Raw genomic sequence first — 16,025 nt, 5'->3', positions numbered from 1 at the left:
GGGAGGCCGTCCATGGATCGCTCGCTCATCGTCGCCAAGGTGCTGCCGACCGCCGAGGACCGGGTCGCCGAGATCTTCGCCGAGTCCGACGCGACCGACCTGCCCGGCCTGGTCGGTGTCCGGCACCGTTCGCTCTACCGGCTGCACGACCTCTACGTGCACCTGCTGGAGACGGAGCGCGCCACCGAGGGGGCGGTGGAGGAGGCGCGCGGCCACCCCGAGTTCGTCCGGATCAGCGAGCAGTTGCGGCCGTACATCTCGCCGTACCTGCCGACCTGGCGGTCGCCCCGGGACGCGATGGCGCACTGCTTCTACCGGTACGACGCCCCGGGACGGCGGTCGTGACCACCACCGCGCCCCGTGACGAGCAGCTCTGGTCGCGCTGCGGCGGCTGTTCCTCGCTGCTCTACCGCAAGCGGCTGCGCCGCAACCTCGACGTCTGCCCCGAATGCGGCTCGCACGCCCGGCTGGAGGCCCCCGACCGGGTGGCCCAGCTGACCGACCCGGACTCGTTCCGCCCGCTGCCGGACCGCGCGCCCCGGGTGGACCCGATCGGCTTCGTCGACACCCTGCCGTACCCGCACCGGCTCAGCGCGGCCCGCGCCGGCACCGGGCTGGACGAGGCGGTGCTCTGCGGCACCGCGCGCATCGGCGGGCACCCGGTGGCCCTGGCGGTGATGGACTTCCGGTTCCTCGGCGGCAGCCTCGGCTGCGCGGTCGGCGAGCTGATCACCCGGACCGCCGAGCGGGCGCTCGCCGACGAGCTGCCCCTGGTGCTGGTCACCGCCTCCGGCGGCGCGCGCATGCAGGAGGGCGCGCTGTCGCTGATGCAGATGGCCACGGTCAGCCAGGCGATCGCCGGGCTGCGCGAGGCGGGACTGCTCACGGTCAGCGTCGTCACCGACCCCACCTACGGCGGGGTGGCCGCGTCCTTCGCCACCAACACCGACCTGGTGCTCGCCGAGAGCGGCGCCCGGATGGGCTTCGCCGGCCCCCGGGTGATCCGGCAGGTCACCGGCGGCACCCTGCCCGAGGGGTTCCAGACCGCCGAGTTCCTGCTCCGGCACGGGCAGGTCGACATGGTGGTGCCGCGGCACGCGCTGCGCGGCCGGCTGAGCGCGCTGCTGGCCGCGGCGCGGGGCGGCCGCCGTGCCGGCGTACCCCGGCAGGAGCCGGCCCGGCGGTCGCCGCGACCGGCCGGCGTCGCCGCGCCGGCGACGGTGCCCGGCCCGGGCCGGGACGCCTGGGAGACGGTCCGGGTGGCCCGCCACCCCGGCCGCCCGAGCACCCTGGACTACCTGGAGACCGCCTTCGACGGGTTCGTCGAGCTGCACGGCGACCGGCTCGGCGCGGACTGCCCGGCGGTGGTGGGCGGCCTGGCGCGCCTGGACGGCCGGCCGGTGATGGTGATCGGCCACCAGAAGGGACACACCACCGCCGAGCTGGTGGCCCGCAACTTCGGCATGGCCAGCCCGGCCGGGCACCGCAAGGCGCTGCGCCTGATGCGCCTGGCCGCCCGGCTCGGCCTGCCCGTGGTGACCCTGGTGGACACCCCCGGCGCCGACCCGGGGGTGGGCGCGGAGCAGCAGGGCCAGGCGGCGGCGATCGCCGAGAACATCCTCGCGCTGAGCGTGCTGCCGACGCCCGTGGTGGCGGTGGTCACCGGTGAGGGCGGCAGCGGTGGGGCGCTGGCCCTCGCGGTGGCCGACCGGGTGCTGATGCTCGAACACGCCGTCTACTCGGTGATCAGCCCGGAGGGCTGCGCCGCGATCCTCTGGCCGGACAGCTCCGCCGCCCCGCAGGCGGCCCGCGCCCTCCGGCTGACCGCCGGTGACCTGTGCCGGCTCGGCGTGGTCGACGAGGTGGTGCCCGAACCGGCGCCCGCCGCGCACGCCGACCCGGTGGCCGCCGCCGACCTGCTGCGCCGGGCGGTCACGGCGAACCTCGCCGGCCTGCTCGACGTGCCACCGGCCACCCTGGTCCGCCGGCGCCGGCAGCGTTTCCGCCGCTACGGCGCGGCCCGGTCCACCGTGGGTGGTCCGGCCGACGGGGCCGAGAGCGACCGCGCGCCCGACGGCGTCGCCGCGGCGGCGCAGACCCGAACGGAGATGAGGCCATGAGCGCGGCGCACGACCCCGACGCGGTGCTGGCCGGGCTGCGCCGGCAGGCCCGCCAGCTCGTCGCCGAACTGGCCGGACCGGTCCGCCGGGTCCGGTTGCGCAGCGGCGAGACGGTCCTGGAGGTGGAGTGGCACGGGCCGGCGACCCCGGCGCCCCGGGCTGCCGCGGAACCGGCGGCGGAGCCACCGCGCGAGCCGGCGGCGGAGCGGCTCGCCGTGCGGGCGCCCGTGGTGGGCACCTTCTACCGGGCCCCGGAGCCGGGCGCGGCGCCGTTCGTGGCGGTCGGTGACGTGGTCCGGCCCGGTCAGGTCATCGGCATCGTCGAGGCGATGAAGTTGATGAACGAGGTCGCCGCCGACCAGGCCGGACGGGTGGTCGAGGTGCTGGTGGAGGACGGCAAGCCGGTCGAGTACGACCAGCCGCTGATCGCCCTGGCGCCGCTGCACGGCCGGGGCGAGTAGATGTTCGAGAAGGTGCTCATCGCCAACCGGGGCGAGATCGCGCTGCGGGTGCTGCGGGCCTGCCGGGAACTCGGCGTGCGCACGGTGGTGGTGCACTCCACCGCCGACGCCGACTCGCTGCCGGTACGGCTGGCCGACGAGACGGTCCGGATCGGCCCGGCGGCCAGCCGGCAGAGCTACCTCAACGCCGCCGCGATCGTCGAGGCCGCCCGGCAGACCGGTGCCCAGGCGGTGCACCCGGGCTACGGTTTCCTCTCCGAGGACGCCGACTTCGCCGAGATCTGCGCGGAGAACGGGCTGGTCTTCGTCGGCCCGCCGCCGCAGGTGATGGCGGCGCTGGCGGACAAGTCCACCGCCCGCGCGCTGATGAGCGAGGCCGGCCTGCCGCTGCCGCCGGGCAGCGTACGGACCCTGCCGACGGTCGCGGACGCGCTGGAGGTGGCCGCGACGGTCGGCTACCCGGTGATCGTCAAGGCCGCCGCCGGCGGGGGCGGACGCGGGATGACCGTGGTCCGCTCCGCCGCCGAGCTGCCCCGCGCGTACGCCCGCACCCGGGCCGCCGCCCAGGTCGCCTTCGGTGACGACCGGGTGTACGTCGAGCGGTACCTCACCGACGCCCGGCACGTCGAGGTGCAGGTGCTCTGCGACGGCCACGGCAACGGCGTGCACCTGGGCACCCGGGACTGCTCGGTGCAGCGCCGGCACCAGAAGCTCGTCGAGGAGGCCCCGGCCCCGGCGCTGCGCCCGGCCACCCTGGACACCCTCGCCGAGACGGCGCTGCGCGGCGCCCTGGCGGTCGGCTTCACCGGGGCGGGCACTGTCGAGTTCCTCGTCGACGAGGCGCAGGAGTGCCACTTTCTGGAGATCAACTGCCGGATCCAGGTGGAGCACCCGGTCACCGAGCTGGTCACCGGGATCGACCTGGTGCACGAGCAGCTGTACGTCGCCGCCGGCACGCCGCTGCGGCTGCGGCAGTCCGACGTCCGGCTGCACGGGGTGGCGGTGGAGTGCCGGGTCAACGTGGAGGACCCGGAGCGGGACTTCGCCCCCGCGCCCGGCCGGCTCGACCGGTTCCGGCCCCCGGGCGGCCCGTTCACCCGGGTCGACACCCACGGCCACGTCGGCTACCTGGTCAGCCCGCACTACGACTCGCTGCTGGCCAAGGTGGCCGTCTGGGCCCCGGACCGCGACGGCGCGCTGGCCCGCCTGGACCGCGCGCTCGCCGAGTTCGACGTGGCCGGCCCGGGCGTCCGGACCACCATCGGCTTCGCCCGGCGGGTGCTGCGGGACCCGGCGTTCCGGGCCGCGCGGCACACCACCGCCCTGGTGGAGCGGCTGCTCGCGGCGACCCCGCCGGCCGGTGGCGAGCCCTCCGCCGCCGGTGCGGCCCAGCCGACCGCCACCGGGACCGCGCCGGCCGGGGCCGTCGCGGCCGCCGCTCCCACCGCCGCCACCGCCGACGCCGTACCCACCGAGCCCCTGCCCACCGCCCGCGCCGACGCCGACCCGGCCGGCCGTAGCCCCGTCACCGCCGTGCCCGCCGCCGGCCCGACCGCCTGGAGGACCTGATGACCCTGGCCCCCGACCGACCGCTCGCCAGCGAGATCACCGACATCCTGGTCACCCACTGTGGCCTGGACGCCGATGCCGCCGCCCGGACCCCGGCGGCCAGCCTGGAGGAACTCGGGATGGACTCGCTCGCCCTGCTCGAACTCTCCGCGGTCGTCGCGGACCGGTGGCGGGTGAAGATCCCCGAACAGGCCGGGCAGTTGAGCATCGACGGCGTGGCCGACCTGGTGGCCCGCGCGGCCGACCCGCCCGGACACACCGAGAACGCGGTCGACATCGCCGCGCCGCTGCCGCTGGTCTGGGAGATCACCAACGACGTCGCCCGGTGGACCGAGCTGTTCACCGAGTACGCGGTGGCCGAGATCCTGCACCGTGAGGGTGACACCGTGCGGTTCCGGCTGACCATGCACCCCGACGAGAACGGGGTGGCGTGGAGCTGGGTCAGCGAACGCACCGCCGATCCGGCCACCCGCCAGGTGCACGCCCGCCGGGTGGAGACCGGGCCGTTCGAGTACATGCACATCCACTGGCACTACGCCGAGATCCCCGGTGGCACCCGGATGACCTGGGTGCAGGACTTCGCCATGAAGCGGGACGCGCCGCTGGACAACGCCGGCATGACCGCCCGGATCAACCGCAACAGCGCGGTGCAGCTCGCGGTCATCAAGGAGCGCGTCGAGCGGCGGTACGCGGAGGCCGGCGATGAGTGACACCACCACCGCCCCGGTCGCCGCCGGCGACGTCCCCGCCGACCGCCGGCGCGGCGGCGAGCTGCGGGTGCTGCTGGGCCCGAAGACCGTCGGCAGCACCTCGGGCTTCATGGGCGTGGCCACCCTGCAGCCGGGGGAGCGGATCGCCGAGCACTACCACCCGTACAGCGAGGAGTTCCTCTACGTCTGCCGGGGCGCGATCACCGTCGACCTGGACGACCGGCCGGTGCCGCTCGCCGCCGGGCAGGGCCTCTTCGTCGCCCGCGACGTCCGGCACCGGCTGCGCAACACCGGCGACGAACCGGCCGAGGTGGTGTTCCATCTCGGACCGCTCGCCCCCCGCCCCGAGCTGGGTCACGTCGACACCGAGGCCGGCCCGCCCGCGCCACGGGAATCGTCGTGACCGGCCGGCGCACGGTGGTCACCGGGGTCGGCGTCGTCGCCCCCGGTGGCACCACCCGGGACCGGTTCTGGAAGACCATCACCGAGGGGCGGACCGCCACCCGGCGGATCAGCTTCTTCGACCCCAGCCCGTTCCGCTCGCAGATCGCCGCCGAGTGCGACTTCGACCCGGACGCCGCCGGGATCACCCTCGCCGAACGGCAACGCGCCGACCGGTACGTGCAGTTCGCGCTCGCCTGCGCCACCGAGGCGCTCGCCGACAGCGGCCTCACCCTCACCGACGCCGAACGGGAGCGGGCCGGCGTGGTGCTCGGCACCGCGGTCGGCGGCACGATGGCCCTGGAGCGCGAGTACGTGCGGGTCAGCGACTCCGGCCGGCACTGGCTGGTCGACCACGCCCTCGGCGGGCCGTACCTCTACCAGGCGCTGGTGCCCAGCAGCCTGGCCGCCGACGTGGCCTGCCGGCACGGCCTGCACGGCCCGGCCCAGGTGGTCTCCACCGGCTGCACCTCCGGCATCGACGCCATCGGGTACGCCCACCAGCTCGTCGTCGACGGCGAGGCCGACATCGTGCTGGCCGGCGCGGCCGACTCGCCGATCTCCCCGGTCACCGTCGCCTCCTTCGACGCCATCGGCGCCACCAGCCCGGACAACGACGACCCGGCGCATGCCTCCCGGCCGTTCGACGCCGACCGGCACGGCTTCGTGCTCGCCGAGGGCGCGGCCGTGCTGGTGCTGGAGGAGGCCGGGCACGCCCGGCGCCGCGGCGCGCACGTGTACTGCGAGGTGGCCGGCTACGCCAGCCGCAGCAACGGTTTCCACATGACCGGGCTGCGCCCCGACGGGGTGGAGATGGCGCTGGCCATCACCGACGCGCTGCACCAGGCCCGGCTGGCCCCGGCGGCCGTCTCGTACGTCAGCGCGCACGGCTCCGGCACCCGGCAGAACGACCGGCACGAGACCGCGGCGTTCAAGCGGGCGCTCGGCGACACCGCGTACCGGGTGCCGATCAGCTCGATCAAGTCCATGGTGGGACACTCGCTCGGCGCGATCGGCTCGATCGAGATGGCCGCCTGCGCGCTCGCCATCGAGTACGGGGTGGTGCCGCCCACCGCGAACTGGGCCACCCGCGACCCCGAGTGCGACCTGGACTACGTGCCGAACGAGGCCCGTGAGGTGCCGGTCGACGTGGCACTCTCGGTGGGCAGCGGCTTCGGCGGGTTCCAGTCCGCGATGCTCTTCCGCCGCCTGGCGGCCGCATCGTGACGGCGCGGGCGGTGGTGACCGGGATCGGCGTGGTCGCGCCGAGCGGCGTCGGCGCCGAGGCGCACTGGGCGACGGTGCTCGCCGGCACCCGGCGGACCGGCCCGATCACCCTCTTCGACCCGGCCGGTTACCCGACCCGCGTCGGAGGCGAGGTCCCCGACTTCGACCCGGCGGGCCACGTGGACACCCGGCAGCGGGTGCAGACCGACCGGTGGACCCACCTCGGCTTCGCCGCGACCCGGCTGGCGCTGGCCGACGCCGGGCTGCCGGAGGTGTCGCCCGACCCGTACCGGTGGGCGGTCACCCTGGCGAGCTCGTCGGGCGGGAACCTGTTCGGGCAGCGGGAGCTCCAGCGGCTGTGGGGCGGGCCGAGCCGGACCGTCGGGGCGTACCAGTCGATCGCCTGGTTCTACGCGGCCAGCGTCGGGCAGCTCTCCATCCGGCACCAGTTCAAGGGGCCGTCCGGGGTGACGGTCTCCGAGTCGGCCGGTGGCCTGGACAGTCTCGCCCACGCGGTGCGCACCGTCCGGCGCGGCACCCCGGTGGTGATCGCCGGAGCCACCGAGTGCCCGCTCAGCCCGTACGCGCTGGCCTGCCAGCTCCGCTCCGGGCTGCTCAGCGACGTGGCCGACCCGGAGCGGGCGTACCGGCCGTTCGACGCGGACGCCTGCGGCTACGTGCCCGCCGAGGGCGGCGCGGTGTTCGTGGTGGAGGAGCTGGGCCACGCGCTGGCCCGGGGCGCGCGCGTCTACGGCGAGATCACCGGCTGGGCGGCCACCCACGACGGCGCGCCCACCGACGTCGAGGCCGGCCCCGATCCGACCCACTACGCCCGGGCCCTGCGGCTGGCCCTGGACCGGGCCGGGGTGCGGGCGCACGACGTGGACGTGATCTGGCCGGATGCGCTCGGCGTGCCGGCGTACGACCGGGCCGAGGCGACCGCCCTGCGGACCGTCTTCGGCACCCACACCCCGCCGGTGACCACCCAGAAGCCGCTGACCGGCCGGGCCCACCAGGGCGGGTCGGCGCTGGACGCCGCGACCGCGTTGCTCGCCTTCCGGCACGACCTGCTGCCCGCCTCGGCCGGCCCGCAGCGACCCGCGCCGGGCTGCGAGCTGACCTTCCTGCGCGAGCAGCGGCGGCCCCGCAGCCGGATCGCCCTGGTCGGCGCGCGCGGCTTCGACGGCTTCAACAGCGCCCTGGTGCTGCGCGGCGCCGCCCCACCCCCGGCGGGGGAGGCTCGCGGGTAGCGCCGGGAGGTCGACGAGGTGGCGGTGTCCGTGGTGTACGGGCACCGCCGTTTCGCCGTGTTGGCCTCGTCCGGTCCGCCTGCTCGCCGCGTCGCTGGGAAGCAGGGACCGGGACGGTCGGCCCCGGCGGGTCAGGCCCCGGTGACGCCGTCGAGCGCCTCGCGGATGAGGTCGGCGTGGCCGTTGTGCCGCGCGGTCTCCTCGATCATGTGCACCAGGATGGCCCGCAGGTTGATCGACTGGTTCCACCCGGTGCGGACCACGTCGTCGAGACCGCCGGCGGCCACCACGGCGCGGGCCCGGTCGCAGGTGTCCAGGTAGGACGTGACCAGCTCGTCGACGCGCTCGGTCGGCGCGACCAGGAACTCCGCCTCCGGCGCGACCGGGCCGGCGGGCTGCCCGGCGTAGGTCTCCAGGAACCAGCCGTGCTCGGCGGCGGTGAGGTGCTTGACCAGGCCGAGCAGGCTGAGCCCCGAGGGGGTCATCGGCCGGCGCAGGTCCGCCTCGTCGAGGCCGTCCAGCTTGTGCAGCAGGGTGGCCCGGTGGAAGTCGAGCTGCTGGGTCAGCGCGCCCCGCTCGTCGGCGAGGAGATCCGGCAGCGCACGGTCGACGGGGGAGCGGAACACCATGCCGGCAGGCTACGGGCCGGGTCCGACAGTGGATCGCTCAGCGCAGCGGGTCGCCGTCCCCGTCGGCCTGCCGCCCTGCCTCGATGTGCCGGCGGGCCTTGCGGCCGGCCAGGAACGCGCCGCGGCCCAGTCCGACCCAGACCAGGACGATCGCCGCGAGGACCAGGAGCACGAGCAGCCAGCGCATGGACGGCCTCCGTTCGCCCGCGCCGGTACGTCCGGCCGGGCAGCTCACCTACCCGGGCCCCGGGCACGTCAAACGGCACCGTCCACGGGCGACGGCAGCGCCCGGCGGCCGGCGGGGTACCGGGCCGGCGTACGCGTCCGATCCTGCCTGTCCGATCGAGCGTGGGCAATCCACCCAGCCGCTTTTCTTGATCTAGCCATTTGCATGTAGCAATGCTGAGAAGGCCCGACGTAGTGTTCCGTGAGCACCCCGAAGTACGCACCTGTTGGGCGGATAACGCCCTATTTTCTGCTGGGCGGTGGGCGGTCGTGACAGCACATCCTATGGCGAAAGATCCTGCGGTGGCAGAGGCGAGCTGGGTGGACGACATTCTGTTCACCGGCCGTCCGACCGACGTATGTCTGCGCCTGCCCGAACCCGTCGACAAGGGCACACTGCACCGCCTGGTCGGCGCGGCGCAGGCTCGGCTGGCCGAGGCCGGACTGCGTCCCGGCGGCGCGGTCGCGCTGCGCCTGCCGCCCTCGCTGGCGTACGTGGTGAACCTGCTCGCCACCTGGCGCAGCGGCGCCCAGGCCATCCTGCTGGACCACCGGCTCACCGACCACGAGGTGGACCGGGCGCTGCACCGGCTGACCCCGCAGGTGGTGGTCGCGCCGGTACGCACCGGCGGCGGCGCGCTGCGGGTCTTCGTCGACGTCACCGAAGGGGTCACCGCCTTCTCGGACCGGCCGGCCGGCAGCCCGCACGCGGTCGTCCAGCTCAGCTCCGGCTCCACCGGCCCGTCCAAGGTGATCGGTCGCACCGCCGAGGACCTGGTGGCCGAGGTGCACCGCTACACCCGCATCGACGGGGTGGCGCTGCCCGGCGAGCGGATCGTCCTGCTGCCCTCCATGGTGCACGTCCTCGGCCTGGTCGGCGGCCTGCTCTACGGGATGCACGCCGGGGTCGAGCTCTGCCCGCCGCAACGGCTCAGCGGCGACGCCATCCTCGCCGCCGTCGCCGCTCAGGACAGCCCGGCCACCGTGCTCGGCGTGCCGTTCCACATCGGACTGCTCGCCTCCACCACCCCGTCCGGGCCGCTGCCGCAGCTCAAGCGGATGACCACCGGCGGCGAACTGGTCCCGGCCGCCGTCGCGCGCGCCTTCACCGACCGCTACGGCGTGCCGCTGGGCAACATGTACGGGATGACCGAGGTCGGGGTGATCGGCACCGACCTGTACGGGCGGCACCGACCCGCCATCGCCCCCGCCCCCGGCATCCGGGTCCGCGAGTCCGCCGGCGAACTCTGGGTGAGCTGCCCGGCGTCGCCGTACGTCGGGCTCACCGACCCGACCCGCTGGGCCGACGGCTGGCTGCACACCCGCGACGCCGGCACCGTGGACCCGGAGTCCGGGCTGGTCACCATCAAGGGGCGGCTCGACTCGCAGGTCTCGGTCGGCGGCATGAAGGTCGACCTGACCGAGGTGGAGGCCACCGTCGCCGAGCTGCCCGGGGTGAGCGCCGCCGTGGTGGTCTGGGACGACGGGATCACCGCGTACGTGCAGGGGGACGGCACGCTGACCGAGGACACCCTCGACACGCTGCTCGGCGAGCGCCTCGCCGGCTACAAGCGGCCGCGCACCCTGCACCTGCTCGGGCAGCTGCCCCGGACCACCACCGGCAAGCTGGTCCGCTCGGCCACCGCGCTGCGGGAGGCGGCGTCGTGACCGGGCCGCTAGGCGAACACCACCCGGACCGGCCCGCGGGCGTCGGCCACCGCCACCGCGAGCACCAGATCGGCGCCGGCGTCGGGGTGGCCCACCCGCAGGTCCGCCCGACCGGGCAGCGGGCGCAGCAGCTCCCCGGGCCCGCCCGGCCGGGGCATCCGGCGGCGCAGCCCGCCGTCGCGCAGCCCGACGCCGAGCGCCTTGCCGACCGCCTCCTTCGCCGTCCACAGGCGCAGGAAGTCGCGGTCCCGCCCGGCCTCCGGCCGGGACCGCAGCCAGCCGGCCTCGGCCGGGTCGTACCACCGCTGGGCCAGCGCCACGGCGGGCAGCGGCCGGCACCGCTCGACGTCCACCCCGACCGGTCCGCCGGTGCGGGCTGCCACCACGACCAGCCCGTCGACGTGGCTGACGCTGGCCGCCGACGTCCGCCCGTCCGGGCCGTACACCTCCGGGGCCCCGCCGGGCGCCCGGCGTACCCCGACCTCCACCTCGGACCGGCCGAGCACCGCGCCACCCGCGCGGCGCAGCAGCCGCCGCGTCAGCTCCCGCTGGTCGTCGGCGCGGCCGGTCCACACGTACACGGTGTCCCGACCGGGCACCGGTAGCAGTTTCACGGAAAAGAGGTTAAGGCCATGCGAGACGAGGTCCGCACCTTCGTCATCGAGCAGCTCGCCGACATGAACTACGACGTCGAGGAGATCGACGACGACACCACGCTGGGGCCCTCCGGCGTCGACCTCGAGTCGCTGGCGCTGGCCGACCTCGCCGTCCGGGTCGAGGACCGGTACGGCGTGACGTTCGCCGACGACGAGTCGGAGAAGCTGGCCCTGATGACGGTCGGCGAGTTCACCACGATGGTCGCCGACCGGGTGGCCGCGAACAGCGACGACTCCTGATGACCGGTCAGCCCGACCTGGGGCGAGCTGACCTGGTGAGCATGCTCGCCGAACTGACCGCGAAGCCCGTCGACCAGGTGGCCGACCGGGTCGGCTCGATGGAGCTGGCCTGGCTGGTGCACCTCGTCGAGCAACGCTACGACCGCACCCTGGACCTCACCGACGACCAGCTCGCGGGCATCCGCACCGTCGACGACGCGCTGGCGGTGTTCCGCACCTCGCTGACCGCTCCCGCAGATGGCTGACCGGGAGCACCCGAGGATCACCGGCGTCCACGCGGTCAGCGCCCTCGGCAGGGGAACCGAGTCGCTGCTCGCCGGGGTGCTCAGCGGCGCCGCGGCGTTCACGCCGGTACGCCGGTTCGACACCGCAGGCCGCCGGGTCACCGTGGCGGCCACCCTGCCGGACGTCGGCTCCCTCGCCGACGAACTCGCCGACGCCGTCGACGTGGCCTGCCGGGCGGCCGGGCTGGACCCGGCCCGCCGGGCGGAGTCCGCGCTCTTCCTGGCCACCCACGGCGGCCCCGCCACCCTGCCGGCCGACGGGTCCGGGCCGCGCGTGCCGGCGCTCGCCGGTCACCTGGCGCGGCGCTGCGGGCTGGGCGGACCGACCCGGGTCTACACCACCGCCTGCGTGTCGGCGAGCACCGCGGTCGCCGACGCCGCCACCCTGATCGGCCGGGGTGACCTGGACCGGGTGGTGGTGGCGGCCGGCTACCTGGTCGAACCGGACCAGTACGCGCTCTTCGACGCCGGCCGGGCGCTGGCCGCCGACGGGGTGGTGCGCCCGTTCAGCGCCGGCCGGCAGGGACTGCTGCTCGGTGACGGGGTCGTGGCGGTGGTCGTCGAGTCGGCGGCCGCCGCGCGGCGACGGGGCGCGGAGCCGCTGGCCACCGTCGCGGGCTGGGGCCGGGCCGGGGACGCGTACCACCCGTGCCAGCCCGACCCGAGGGGGCGCGGGCTGGCCCGTGCGGTGCGGGGCGCGCTGCGTCGGGCCGGGCTTCCCGCCGAGGCGGTCGGCTACGTCAACGCCAACGCCACCGGCACGTCGTCCAGCGACGCCTCGGAGGCGGCGGCGCTGGGCGAGGCGCTCGGTGGGCTCGGCGGCCGGATCCCGGTCAGCTCGACCAAGTCCACGCACGGGCACGCCCTGGAGGCGTCCGGGCTGCTCGAACTGGTGGTCACCGTGCTCGCCCTGGGGCACGGGAAGCTGCCGGTCAACGCCGGCTGGCGGGGAAAGGACCCGTCCTGCCCGCTCGACGTGATCACCGACGCCCCCCGCCCGACGAGCACCCCGTACGCGCTGACCCTCAACGCCGCCTTCGGCGGCGCCGACACCGCCCTGCTGGTCGGTGCCCCGTGACCGCCGCCGACCCGCGCGCGCCGTGGCGGGTGCTGGCGCGGGGACGGTGGCCGGAGGACGGGGACGTGGGGGCCGCGCCGGGGGTGCCGGGGTTCGTGCACTCGGACTTCGCGCCGACCGTGGTGGCGGTGGCCGAGCGGTGCCTGCGGCGGGCGTACGGGACGGAGCCGCTGCCGGCCGGCAACCGCACGGCGGTGCTGCTGGTCAGCGCCAGCGGCGACCGGACCGGCGCGGCGCAGGTGCGGGCCACGGTGGCCGCCGGGGGGCGGGTCGGGCCGCTGTTCTTCTACCAGTCGGTGCCGAACAGCGTGGCCGGGCACGTCGCGGCGCGCTGGGGACTGGACGGGCCGGTGGTCTGCCTGAGCCCCACGGGGGACCCGTGGGCCGACGGCACGGCCGAGGCCGAACTGCTGCGCTACGACGGCGACGCCGACCAGGCGTTGCTGATCCTGATCGAACAGGCATCCGACGGCACGCCCACCGAGGCGGTCGCGGTGCTGCTGGGGGAGGGGACAGGTCAATGAGGACGAAGGGACTGCGTGGCGCGCTGGCCGCCGACGCGGAGCTGGGTGCGGGCAACGTGCTGGCCCGGGTGCTGGCGCACGGCGCCGACCCGGACGGGCCGGGACTCACCTTCGACACGCCGGTCGACGGCCACCCGGCCGAGCACCCGCTCACGCTGGGACAGCTCGACACCCTGGTCACCGCCCGGGCGGCCTGGCTGCACGAGCGCGGGGTACGCCGGCGCGACCCGGTCGCCGTCTGGGCCGGCACCGCCGCCGACATGGTGCTGTCGTTCCTCGCGCTGACCCGGCTCGGCGCGATCCCGGCGCTGATGAACGGCAAGCTGCGCCCGGAGATCGCCGCCGAGTACATCCGCCGGCTGCGGGCCGCAGGCGTGCTCGCCGACGCCGAGCACGCCGCCGCCCTCGCCGGGCACGACCTCGGCGCGCCGCTGCTCGGCGAGCCGGCCGAGGCGGGCACGGGCGACCCGGCGGCCGCGCCGGAGCCCTACCGGCACCACCCGGACGACCCGATCGTGATCACCCACACCTCCGGCACCACCGGGGTGCCCAAGGCGGTGCTGCACTCGCACGCCAGCCTCTTCGCCGCCACCCGGCACCTGCTCTCCATGCCGCAGGCGCAGGGCACCAGCCGGATCCTCAACGCGCTGCCCGCCCCGCACACCGCCACCGTGCTGATGGTCAACCAGGCGCTGGGCAACCGGGCGCAGATGTACCTGCTCTCCGAGCAGGGCGGCGAGCGGGTCCTCGACGCCATCCAACGCTGGCGTCCCGACGGCGTGTTCGGCTTCTCCGTCACCTGGGCCGAGCTGGCCCGCTTCGACCTGTCCGGGTACGACCTGGAGTCGGTGCGGCTGTGGTTCAACACCGGTGACTGCTCGCACGAGCCGCACGTGCGCCGGCTGGTCGCGGTCGGCTCGCGGGACGTGATGACCCGCGACGGGGTGAAGCGGGTGCCCGGCTCGGTCTTCATCGACGGGCTCGGCTCCAGCGAGATGGGGCACTCGATGTTCCACGTCACGCACACCACCGACACCGACCGGTACGGCCGCTGCGTGGGCCGCCCCTACGCGTTCGCCAACGTCGCCGTCCTCGACGAGCAGGGCGAGCTGCTGCCGCCCGGGCAGGTCGGCTGGCTCGGCATCGACTCGCCGTCGCTGTTCCGCGGCTACTGGAACGACTCGGTCACCACCTACCGGTTCCGGCTGCGCGGCTGGTACCTCACCGGCGACCTGGTGTACGCCGACGCCGACGGGCGCTACTACCACCTGGACCGGGCCGTCGACTCGGTCGAGGTCGGCGAGGGGAAGCGGTTCTTCACCGCGCTGTCCGAGGAGCGGATCCTCGCCGCCTGCCCCGACGTCACCGACTGCACCGTGGTCATCGTCAAGGAGGGCGGGCAGGTCGTCACCGACGTGCTGCTGGAGCTGGCCGCCGGCGCGGACGCGGACGTCGACCGCACCGAGCCGATCCGCGCGGCCCTCGGCGCCGACGTGGGGGCCACCCTGCGCCGGGTGGTGCCGGTCCGCTCCGACGACATCCCGGTCACCGTGACCGGCAAGGTCCGCAAGGTGGCGCTGCGCGAGCGCTACCTCACCGAGTCCCCGTCATGACCGCCCTGATCACCGGCATGGGGCTGTTCACCCCGGCCGGGCGGGGCGTCGAGGAGACCTTCGCCGCGCTCACCGAGGGCCGGTCGGGGCTGCGCCGCCCACCCGAGGGGCACCCCGCCCGGGAGAGCCTGGAGGTGGCCGGGGTGCTGCCGGAGATCGACCCGCGCAGCGTCGCCTCCGGCCCGGAGACCAAGGTGCTCGACCGGATCGTGCTGCTCGCCCTGCTCACCGCCGCCGAGGCGCTCGCCGACGCCGGCATCGCGGTGGGCCGGGACGTCGACCCGACCCGGATCGCGGTGATCGTCGGTGGGGTGGGCGGCATGTCCACCCTGGAGAGCCAGGTGCTGGCCCGGGCCGCCCGGGGCCGCGCGGCGGTCAGCCCGTACCTGCTCACCGGGATCCTGCCGAACATGCCCTCGGCCCGGATCGCCATCGCGCACGGCATCCGCGGCTACAGCTCGTCGGTCGGCACCGCGTGCGCGTCCGGGGCGCAGGCCGTCGCCGACGCGGTCCGGCTGATCCGCGCCGGCGAGGCCGACGTGGTGCTCTGCGGGGCGAGCGAGGCGCCGCTCTTCCCGACCTTCGCCGACACCTTCGGCAACGCCCGGGCGCTCGCCCGCGGCTGGGACGACCCGGCCGAGGCGAGCCGCCCGTTCGACAAGCGGCGCAACGGCTTCGTGCTCGCCGAGGGGGCCGCGCTGCTGGTGCTGGAACGCGCCGGACACGCCGCCGCCCGGGGCGTCACCGGCTACGCCGAGGTCGCCGGGTACGGGGTGAACACCGACGCGTACCACCCGACCGCGCCCCGGCCGGACGGCGCGGGGGCGGCCGAGTGCATGCGCCGGGCCCTGGCGAGCGGGTCGGTGGCGGCGGCCGACGTCGGCTACGTCAACGCCCACGGCACCGGCACGAAGCTCGGCGACATCGCCGAGACCACCGCGCTGGCCGGGGTCTTCGGCGTCGGCGGGGTGCCGGTCAGCTCCACCAAGGGCCTCACCGGGCACCTGCTCGGGGCCTCCGGGGTGCTGGAGGCCGCGGCCACCGCGCTCGCGTTGGGGCGAGGGCTGCTGCCGCCCACGTACCACCTCGACGACCCGGACCCGGAGTGCGAGGCGGACCACGTCCGGGCCGCGCCGCGGCCCACCGGGGCCACCCACGCGCTGAGCAACTCGTTCGGCTTCGGCGGCCAGAACGTCAGCCTGCTGCTGCGCCGCGTCGCTCCGGCGCGGCGGGCCGTCGCCACGACGGCGGCACCACCGGACGGCGGATCGGGGAGGTGATCCGACGGTCCACGCCGGGCGCGCAGCGCCCGGACACCAGGCACGGGGGG

Annotated in this window: 18 protein-coding genes; 15 read left to right on the top strand and 3 right to left on the bottom strand. The window is 75.8% G+C overall.

The window, feature by feature from the left end; translation table 11 throughout:
* Window positions 1–12 precede the first annotated feature (12 nt).
* The 8 genes from GA0070611_RS09410 to GA0070611_RS09375 are packed head-to-tail and all read left to right on the top strand — an operon-like array spanning window position 13 to window position 7,778.
* Window positions 13–345, top strand: coding sequence for a TcmI family type II polyketide cyclase (locus GA0070611_RS09410; protein WP_091660975.1), 333 nt, complete (start codon window positions 13–15; stop codon window positions 343–345).
* Window positions 342–2,120 (top strand): acetyl-CoA carboxylase carboxyltransferase subunit alpha, encoded by a 1,779-nt coding sequence (locus tag GA0070611_RS09405; protein WP_231921385.1) that lies wholly within the window; start codon window positions 342–344, stop codon window positions 2,118–2,120. The genes GA0070611_RS09410 and GA0070611_RS09405 overlap by 4 nt, the downstream gene beginning before the upstream one ends.
* Window positions 2,117–2,581 carry an acetyl-CoA carboxylase biotin carboxyl carrier protein gene (accB, locus tag GA0070611_RS09400; protein WP_091660971.1) on the top strand — a complete coding sequence of 155 codons (465 nt, stop codon included), beginning with the start codon at window positions 2,117–2,119 and terminating at the stop codon, window positions 2,579–2,581. Before GA0070611_RS09405 ends, accB begins: the two co-directional genes overlap by 4 nt.
* Window positions 2,582–4,150, top strand: a complete 1,569-nt coding sequence (locus GA0070611_RS09395; protein ID WP_091660968.1) for an acetyl-CoA carboxylase biotin carboxylase subunit — start codon at window positions 2,582–2,584, stop codon at window positions 4,148–4,150.
* Entirely contained in the window at window positions 4,150–4,860 is a 711-nt protein-coding gene (locus tag GA0070611_RS09390) for an SRPBCC family protein (protein WP_091660964.1), read from the top strand. The genes GA0070611_RS09395 and GA0070611_RS09390 overlap by 1 nt, the downstream gene beginning before the upstream one ends.
* Window positions 4,853–5,263: a cupin domain-containing protein gene (locus GA0070611_RS09385; RefSeq protein WP_091660960.1), complete on the top strand. Its 411-nt coding sequence runs from the start codon at window positions 4,853–4,855 to the stop codon at window positions 5,261–5,263. Before GA0070611_RS09390 ends, GA0070611_RS09385 begins: the two co-directional genes overlap by 8 nt.
* On the top strand, window positions 5,260–6,528 hold the full coding sequence (locus tag GA0070611_RS09380; RefSeq protein WP_091660957.1) for a beta-ketoacyl-[acyl-carrier-protein] synthase family protein: 1,269 nt from the start codon (window positions 5,260–5,262) through the stop codon (window positions 6,526–6,528). Before GA0070611_RS09385 ends, GA0070611_RS09380 begins: the two co-directional genes overlap by 4 nt.
* Complete coding sequence (locus GA0070611_RS09375) at window positions 6,525–7,778, top strand: beta-ketoacyl synthase N-terminal-like domain-containing protein (protein ID WP_091660953.1); 1,254 nt, start codon at window positions 6,525–6,527, stop codon at window positions 7,776–7,778. The genes GA0070611_RS09380 and GA0070611_RS09375 overlap by 4 nt, the downstream gene beginning before the upstream one ends.
* Before the next feature lie 131 nt (window positions 7,779–7,909).
* On the opposite strand, the gene GA0070611_RS09370 is transcribed toward GA0070611_RS09375, so the two are convergent.
* Together GA0070611_RS09370 and GA0070611_RS31060 are read right to left on the bottom strand one after the other, a co-directional pair.
* On the bottom strand, window positions 7,910–8,407 hold the full coding sequence (locus GA0070611_RS09370; protein WP_091660949.1) for a DinB family protein: 498 nt from the start codon (window positions 8,405–8,407) through the stop codon (window positions 7,910–7,912).
* 37 nt (window positions 8,408–8,444) lie between these two features.
* Window positions 8,445–8,594: a hypothetical protein gene (locus GA0070611_RS31060; RefSeq protein ID WP_157740279.1), complete on the bottom strand. Its 150-nt coding sequence runs from the start codon at window positions 8,592–8,594 to the stop codon at window positions 8,445–8,447.
* Window positions 8,595–8,935: 341 nt separating this feature from the next.
* Between GA0070611_RS31060 and GA0070611_RS09365 the strand changes: the two genes are divergently transcribed.
* Window positions 8,936–10,300 carry a class I adenylate-forming enzyme family protein gene (locus GA0070611_RS09365; RefSeq protein WP_407940418.1) on the top strand — a complete coding sequence of 455 codons (1,365 nt, stop codon included), beginning with the start codon at window positions 8,936–8,938 and terminating at the stop codon, window positions 10,298–10,300.
* A gap of 8 nt (window positions 10,301–10,308) precedes the next feature.
* On the opposite strand, the gene GA0070611_RS09360 is transcribed toward GA0070611_RS09365, so the two are convergent.
* Window positions 10,309–10,914, bottom strand: coding sequence for a 4'-phosphopantetheinyl transferase family protein (locus tag GA0070611_RS09360; protein ID WP_091660940.1), 606 nt, complete (start codon window positions 10,912–10,914; stop codon window positions 10,309–10,311).
* 18 nt (window positions 10,915–10,932) lie between these two features.
* On the opposite strand from GA0070611_RS09360, the gene GA0070611_RS09355 reads away from it, so the two are divergent.
* The 6 genes from GA0070611_RS09355 to GA0070611_RS09330 are packed head-to-tail and all read left to right on the top strand — an operon-like array spanning window position 10,933 to window position 15,975.
* Window positions 10,933–11,196: an acyl carrier protein gene (locus tag GA0070611_RS09355; protein ID WP_091660937.1), complete on the top strand. Its 264-nt coding sequence runs from the start codon at window positions 10,933–10,935 to the stop codon at window positions 11,194–11,196.
* Entirely contained in the window at window positions 11,196–11,441 is a 246-nt protein-coding gene (locus tag GA0070611_RS09350; protein ID WP_091660932.1) for a hypothetical protein, read from the top strand. The genes GA0070611_RS09355 and GA0070611_RS09350 overlap by 1 nt, the downstream gene beginning before the upstream one ends.
* A complete protein-coding gene (locus GA0070611_RS09345; RefSeq protein ID WP_091660927.1) occupies window positions 11,434–12,558 on the top strand; it encodes a beta-ketoacyl synthase N-terminal-like domain-containing protein in 1,125 nt (374 codons plus the stop codon). Before GA0070611_RS09350 ends, GA0070611_RS09345 begins: the two co-directional genes overlap by 8 nt.
* Window positions 12,555–13,082 (top strand): beta-ketoacyl synthase chain length factor, encoded by a 528-nt coding sequence (locus tag GA0070611_RS09340; RefSeq protein WP_231921384.1) that lies wholly within the window; start codon window positions 12,555–12,557, stop codon window positions 13,080–13,082. Before GA0070611_RS09345 ends, GA0070611_RS09340 begins: the two co-directional genes overlap by 4 nt.
* Window positions 13,079–14,695, top strand: a complete 1,617-nt coding sequence (locus tag GA0070611_RS09335; RefSeq protein ID WP_091660923.1) for a class I adenylate-forming enzyme family protein — start codon at window positions 13,079–13,081, stop codon at window positions 14,693–14,695. The genes GA0070611_RS09340 and GA0070611_RS09335 overlap by 4 nt, the downstream gene beginning before the upstream one ends.
* Entirely contained in the window at window positions 14,692–15,975 is a 1,284-nt protein-coding gene (locus tag GA0070611_RS09330; RefSeq protein WP_091660919.1) for a beta-ketoacyl-[acyl-carrier-protein] synthase family protein, read from the top strand. Before GA0070611_RS09335 ends, GA0070611_RS09330 begins: the two co-directional genes overlap by 4 nt.
* The last annotated feature ends 50 nt before the right edge of the window (window positions 15,976–16,025 follow it).

Origin of the sequence: Micromonospora auratinigra (assembly GCF_900089595.1) — a bacterium.
Lineage (GTDB): Bacteria > Actinomycetota > Actinomycetes > Mycobacteriales > Micromonosporaceae > Micromonospora > Micromonospora auratinigra.
The sequence above is the reverse complement of the archived record's forward strand: the minus strand, read 5'-3'. Positions and strand labels throughout refer to the sequence as shown.

Bases quoted from the DNA above. Each gene is read 5' to 3' on its own strand.
- GA0070611_RS09410 (WP_091660975.1), top strand. From the start codon at position 13: ATGGATCGCTCGCTCATCGTCGCCAAGGTGCTGCCGACCGCCGAGGAC.
- accB (WP_091660971.1), top strand. From the start codon at position 2,117: ATGAGCGCGGCGCACGACCCCGACGCGGTGCTGGCCGGGCTGCGCCGG.
- GA0070611_RS09395 (WP_091660968.1), top strand. From the start codon at position 2,582: ATGTTCGAGAAGGTGCTCATCGCCAACCGGGGCGAGATCGCGCTGCGG.
- GA0070611_RS09390 (WP_091660964.1), top strand. From the start codon at position 4,150: ATGACCCTGGCCCCCGACCGACCGCTCGCCAGCGAGATCACCGACATC.
- GA0070611_RS09385 (WP_091660960.1), top strand. From the start codon at position 4,853: ATGAGTGACACCACCACCGCCCCGGTCGCCGCCGGCGACGTCCCCGCC.
- GA0070611_RS09370 (WP_091660949.1), bottom strand. From the start codon at position 8,407: ATGGTGTTCCGCTCCCCCGTCGACCGTGCGCTGCCGGATCTCCTCGCC.
- GA0070611_RS31060 (WP_157740279.1), bottom strand. From the start codon at position 8,594: ATGCGCTGGCTGCTCGTGCTCCTGGTCCTCGCGGCGATCGTCCTGGTC.
- GA0070611_RS09355 (WP_091660937.1), top strand. From the start codon at position 10,933: ATGCGAGACGAGGTCCGCACCTTCGTCATCGAGCAGCTCGCCGACATG.
- GA0070611_RS09350 (WP_091660932.1), top strand. From the start codon at position 11,196: ATGACCGGTCAGCCCGACCTGGGGCGAGCTGACCTGGTGAGCATGCTC.
- GA0070611_RS09345 (WP_091660927.1), top strand. From the start codon at position 11,434: ATGGCTGACCGGGAGCACCCGAGGATCACCGGCGTCCACGCGGTCAGC.
- GA0070611_RS09335 (WP_091660923.1), top strand. From the start codon at position 13,079: ATGAGGACGAAGGGACTGCGTGGCGCGCTGGCCGCCGACGCGGAGCTG.
- GA0070611_RS09330 (WP_091660919.1), top strand. From the start codon at position 14,692: ATGACCGCCCTGATCACCGGCATGGGGCTGTTCACCCCGGCCGGGCGG.